This is a genomic window from Streptomyces griseorubiginosus, assembly GCF_017614965.1.
Taxonomy (GTDB): Bacteria; Actinomycetota; Actinomycetes; order Streptomycetales; family Streptomycetaceae; genus Streptomyces; species Streptomyces griseorubiginosus_B.
Genome location: NZ_WVUG01000453.1, coordinates 1 through 5,311, shown reverse-complemented (window position 1 = coordinate 5,311; position 5,311 = coordinate 1). Strand labels below are relative to the sequence as shown.

Sequence of the window (5,311 nt, the reverse complement as noted above, 5' to 3'; positions counted from 1 at the left end):
GATTGCACTTGCACAACACATCTGATTTCCGGCTGGACAAGCCACACAGGGGTGAAGAAGCATGAACGGCGCAGTATCGCGGTTCATGTTCGGGGGGCAAACCGCTCACATCGTGTGATTCCTCCGCGCAATCCGCATCGTCCCCGCAGAGCGCAACGGAGGAAGACCGGCCATGAGTTTCGGCTCGCCCAACAATCCCTACGGTCAGCCGCAGAACCCGCAGCAGCCCGGTTACGGCTACCCGCAGCAGCCCCCGCCGGGAGTCCCGCCGCAGCAGGGTTACGGCTACCCCCAGCAGCCGGGTCAGCCCGGTTACGGCTATCCCCAGCAGCCCGGTCAGCCCGGATACGGCTATCCCCAGCAGCCGGGCTACCCGCAGGGCGGCGGCTACCCGGGCGGCCCCGTCCCGAACGTCGCCTCGATGGGCCGCCGCTTCGGCGCCCGCCTCATCGACGGGCTGATCATCGGCGTGGTCTACATCGTCCTCACCTTCGCCGGCATCGCGGGCGCGGCGAACTCGGTCAAGGACTGCGACCCGAACGCCGCCGACTACAACACCTGCATCAACAACGCCGGTTCGGACTTCCTGGCCAAGTTCGGCGCGGTCTTCGGCATCATCATCGTCGCCAGCCTCCTCTACGAGGTGCTGATGATCGGCCTCCTCGGCGCGACGCTCGGCAAGATGGCCGTGGGCCTGCGCGTGGTGAAGGTCGAGACCGGCGAGAAGCCGGGCGTCGGCTCGTCGTTCATCCGCTGGGTCATCCCCCAGGTCGGCAGCCTCCTGTGCGGCATCGGCTCGCTCCTGGTCTACCTGTCTCCGTTCTGGGACAAGTCGGGCCGCCAGCAGGGCTGGCACGACAAGGCCGCGAGCACCATGGTCATCCAGAACTGACCCCACCCCACCGAACACCAAGGGCCGTGCCCATCCACGAGAGGGGGGCACGGCCCTGGTGCGTGGCCCCGCCCGGAGGCCCAGGCCGCCCGGGCTCACTCCCCCACGATGTGCCGCAGATAGGTCCACGGATCGTCGAGATAACGGCGCCAGTGGTCGACGATCTCCAACTCCCGCCACTCGACGGGCCGCATCCCGTGCTCGCCCACCTCGACGATCGCCGCGCCGGGCAGGGCGGTCAGCAGCGGTGAGTGGGTGGCACACACGACCTGCCCACCACCGCGCCCCAACTCATCCAATAGACCCACGAGCTGCAGGCAGGAGGCGAAGGACAGCGCGGACTCGGGCTCGTCGAGGACATATAGCCCCGGCTCCCGGAACCGCTCGCGGAAGGCCATCAGAAAGCCCTCCCCGTGGCTCATCCGGTCCGCCACGCCGGAGATCCGCCGCATTCTGTGCTCCCTGCCCAGCGCGTCGAGCGCGGTCTCGGCACGCAGGAAGAATCCTCTTCGCCGCGTACGCGGTCCTGAAGCATCCGCCGCCCGCCCGGCGCGGGCTCGAACCTGACACGCGCACCCAACGGCGACGCCTCCCGCTCACCGGCATACCGGTACCCCGCCGACCCACCCCACGGGTCGAGCCCGAAGCCCTCGGCCAGCGCCTCGACCAGGGTCGACTTCCCGGAGCCGTTCTCCCCGACGAGAAACGTGACCGGCGCGGTGAACCGCAGCCCACCGTCGAGCAGTTGCCGCACACACGGCACTGACCACGGCCACCGTTCACCGTCTCCCCGCTCGGCGTCGGCGACATGGGCGTACGCGCGTTGCACGATCATGCACTCAGGCTCTCACCCGGCACTGACAACAGGTCGGCTCTTCAGGCCGCCGACGCCGGGGCCGACTGGTACCACACGACCTTGCAGTTCCTTTACGTCCGTCATCCTCGACGGCCCAGCCCCGCCCTACGAGGCCGTCATCCACGAGGCGGCACTCCGCATGCCTTCACCACCTTCATCGAGGCCCTGAGACGCACGGCGCCCCCGCACCGCTCAACAGGTGTGGGGGCGCCGTCAGTTCCGGGCAGGCCGGGGTCAGTGGAAGAAGTGCCGCGTCCCCGTGAAGTACATCGTCACGCCCGCCTTCTTCGCGGCCTCCACGACCAGTTCGTCGCGAACCGAACCGCCGGGCTGGACCACGGCCTTGACGCCGGCCGCGGTGAGGATTTCCAGGCCGTCGGGGAAGGGGAAGAACGCGTCGGATGCGGCGTAGGAGCCCCGGGCACGCTCCTCGCCGGCCCGCTCGACCGCCAGCTTCGCGGAGTCGACGCGGTTGACCTGGCCCATGCCGACGCCAACCGAGGCGCCGTCCTTGGCGAGGAGGATGGCGTTGGACTTGACGGCGCGGCAGGCCTTCCAGGCGAAGGCCAGTTCGGCGAGTTCCGAGGAGGACAGCGCCTCGCCGGTGGCCAGCGTCCAGTTGGCCGGGTCGTCGCCGTCGGCCTGGAGGCGGTCCGTCACCTGGAGGAGCGCGCCGCCGTCGACCGGCTTCAGCTCGACGGGGTTCGAGGGCGCGCCCGCGGCCTTCAGGACCCGGATGTTCTTCTTCTTGGCGAGGGCTTCGAGGGCCCCCTCCTCGTAGTCCGGCGCGACGATGACCTCGGTGAAGATCTCGGCGACCTGCTCGGCCATCTCCTTCGACACCGGACGGTTGACGGCGATGACCCCGCCGAACGCCGACAGCGGATCGCACGCGTGCGCCTTGCGGTGCGCCTCGGCCACGTCCGAACCGATCGCGATGCCACAGGGGTTGGCGTGCTTGATGATCGCGACGCAGGGCTCTTCGTGGTCGTACGCGGCACGGCGCGCGGCGTCCGTGTCGGTGTAGTTGTTGTACGACATCTCCTTGCCGTGCAGCTGCTCGGCCTGCGCGAGACCGCCGGTGCCGGAGACGTACAGCGCGGCCGGCTGGTGCGGGTTCTCGCCGTAGCGCAGGGTGTGCGCGCGCTCCCAGGTGCCGCCGAGGAAGTCGGGGAACTGGGAGTCGTCGACGGGGGCGTAGGACGACGCGAACCAGCTCGCCACCGCCACGTCGTACGCGGCCGTGTGCTGGAAGGCCTCCGCGGCCAGACGCTTGCGGGTGCCCAGGTCGAAGCCGCCCTCGCGGACGGCGGCCAGGACGTCGGCGTAACGAGCCGGGCTGGTGACGACCGCGACGGAGGGGTGGTTCTTGGCGGCGGCGCGGACCATCGACGGGCCGCCGATGTCGATCTGCTCGACGCACTCGTCCGGGGTGGCCCCGGAGGCGACGGTCTCGCGGAACGGGTAGAGGTTGACGACGACCAGGTCGAACGGCTCGACCCCCAGCTCCGCCAGCTGCTCGCGGTGGCTCTCCAGCCGCAGGTCGGCCAGGATGCCCGCGTGCACCCGGGGGTGCAGGGTCTTGACGCGGCCGTCGAGGCACTCGGGGAAGCCGGTCAGCTCCTCGACCTTGGTGACGGGGACGCCCGCGGCGGCGATACGGCCGGCGGTGGACCCGGTGGAGACGAGCTCGACGCCCGCCTCGTGCAGGCCGCGCGCGAGGTCTTCGAGGCCCGTCTTGTCGTAGACGCTGACGAGCGCCCGGCGGATCGGCCGCTTGTTGGTCTCGGCGTTGGCGGTCACTGGATAACTACCTTTCGTCCCTCAATGCGATAGCCGTTGCGGGCGAGCCGCCCCACGACATCGACGAGCAGCCTTCGCTCGACTTCCTTGATGCGCTCGTGCAGAGCGCTCTCGTCGTCCTCGTCCCGGACCTCCACCACGCCCTGAGCGATGATCGGCCCGGTGTCGACGCCGTCGTCGACGAAGTGGACGGTGCATCCGGTGACCTTGGCGCCGTACGCGAGCGCGTCGCGCACACCGTGGGCTCCCGGGAAACTGGGCAGCAGGGCCGGGTGGGTGTTGACGAACCGCCCGCCGAAGCGCGCGAGGAACTCCTTGCCCACGATCTTCATGAACCCGGCGGAGACCACGAGGTCGGGTTCATGGGCGGCGACGGCCTCGGCGAGGGCGGCATCCCACTCCTCGCGCGTGCCGTAGTCCTTCACCTTGCGCACGAAGGTGGGCAGCCCGGCGCGCTCGGCCCGCGCGAGCCCCTCGATGCCCTCGCGGTCCGCGCCGACGGCCACGATCTCGGCGCCGTAGGCCTCGACACCGGTGGCCGCGATCTCGTCGAGGAGCGCCTGCAGATTGGTGCCGGATCCGGAGACCAGCACGACGAGGCGCTTGACCACGGGCTTGGCGGCCACGATGGGGCCCTTTCTCGGGGGGTACGTCGGGTGCGTTCTTCGCGCGGCCGGTTCGCACGCTGGACGAGCACGGGCTTTGTACATTCGTACGAATGCTTCGCGCCCCGGGATACGGGGAAGTCTACGAAGCGGCCGACCGTCAGCAACGATACCGGCACATGCGGCGGCCCCCACGGGACGGGGGCGTGGCCGGAAGGTAGCGTCTGGGAGGAGCCTGCCGGGAACGCGCTCGCCGTGCGGCGCGTTCATGGGGTGAAGCCTCCTGCAGGACCAGCCGAAATCGCCCAGTTCGCTGGGTTCGCCCAGTTCACGAAGTCACCAAGGGGAAGACGTTCTCTTGATGTCGGACCGCAGTCTGCGCCTCCTTACGCTCTCCCCGCTCCCGGCACAGGGAGGGGAGCGGGACGCCGTGCTGCTGCGGGAGCGGCCGTCCTCGCCGCCGGACGCGCCGTCGGAGGGCGCACAGGGCGGCGACCGGGACGGCGACCGTCAGGAGGACAACCCGTTCGCCCCGCCGCCGGAGGGCACCCCCGACCGCCCCTGGCAGCCGCGCCGGCCGGCGAACGGCGACGACTCCCAGGGCGACGAGGGCTCCCACTCCCCGTGGGGCAGCCAGTGGAGCGACCGTCAGCCGGGCCGCTCCTCCGGCGGCTTCGGCGAGCGCCCCGGCGCCCCCGGCCCGGAGGGTCCCGGCGGCAACACCCCCGACCAGGGCATGCGCTGGGACCCGACCGACCCCGCCCAGCGCCGCGCGCGGTACGCCCTGCTGTGCGGCATGTGGGCCTTCTTCTTCGCCCTTTTCAGCTGGCCGTCCGTGGCCCTGCTGCTGGGCGCCCTCGCCCTGTACTGGGGCATCAGCGCGCTGCGCACCAAGCCCCGCGAGAACGCCGGCACCTCCCCCGCCGACCAGGGCCGCCCTCAGATGACGGCGGCGGTGACGGGCCTGGTCACCGCCTCCCTGGCGATCACCCTGGTCGCGGCGGCCTTCACGGCCCAGCTGGTCTACCGCGACTACTACACCTGCACGAACGACGCCCTCACGAACGAGGCGAAGCAGGCCTGCACGGACCATCTCCCCAAGGAACTACGGGGGTTGCTGGGCACGAACAGCTGACGCGGCGGACGGGGGCGGGC

At 70.7% G+C, this 5,311-nt stretch carries 4 protein-coding genes and 1 pseudogene; 2 read left to right on the top strand and 3 right to left on the bottom strand.

The window, feature by feature from the left end; genetic code table 11:
* The first annotated feature begins 172 nt into the window (after positions 1 to 172).
* Entirely contained in the window at positions 173 to 892 is a 720-nt protein-coding gene (locus tag GRC12_RS41620) for an RDD family protein (RefSeq protein ID WP_208785645.1), read from the top strand.
* A 95-nt stretch (positions 893 to 987) separates the two neighbouring features.
* On the opposite strand, the pseudogene GRC12_RS41615 reads toward GRC12_RS41620, so the two are convergent.
* From GRC12_RS41615 to purN, 3 genes and pseudogenes are all read right to left on the bottom strand, one after another.
* Positions 988 to 1,727 (bottom strand): annotated as a pseudogene (locus tag GRC12_RS41615) (AAA family ATPase).
* Between the two features lie 255 nt (positions 1,728 to 1,982).
* Positions 1,983 to 3,551 carry a bifunctional phosphoribosylaminoimidazolecarboxamide formyltransferase/IMP cyclohydrolase gene (purH, locus tag GRC12_RS41610; RefSeq protein ID WP_208785644.1) on the bottom strand — a complete coding sequence of 523 codons (1,569 nt, stop codon included), beginning with the start codon at positions 3,549 to 3,551 and terminating at the stop codon, positions 1,983 to 1,985.
* A complete protein-coding gene (gene purN / locus GRC12_RS41605) occupies positions 3,548 to 4,177 on the bottom strand; it encodes a phosphoribosylglycinamide formyltransferase (RefSeq protein ID WP_208785643.1) in 630 nt (209 codons plus the stop codon). Before purN ends, purH begins: the two co-directional genes overlap by 4 nt.
* 340 nt (positions 4,178 to 4,517) lie before the next feature.
* On the opposite strand from purN, the gene GRC12_RS41600 reads away from it, so the two are divergent.
* Positions 4,518 to 5,291 (top strand): hypothetical protein, encoded by a 774-nt coding sequence (locus GRC12_RS41600; protein ID WP_208785642.1) that lies wholly within the window; start codon positions 4,518 to 4,520, stop codon positions 5,289 to 5,291.
* Positions 5,292 to 5,311: the final 20 nt, after the last annotated feature.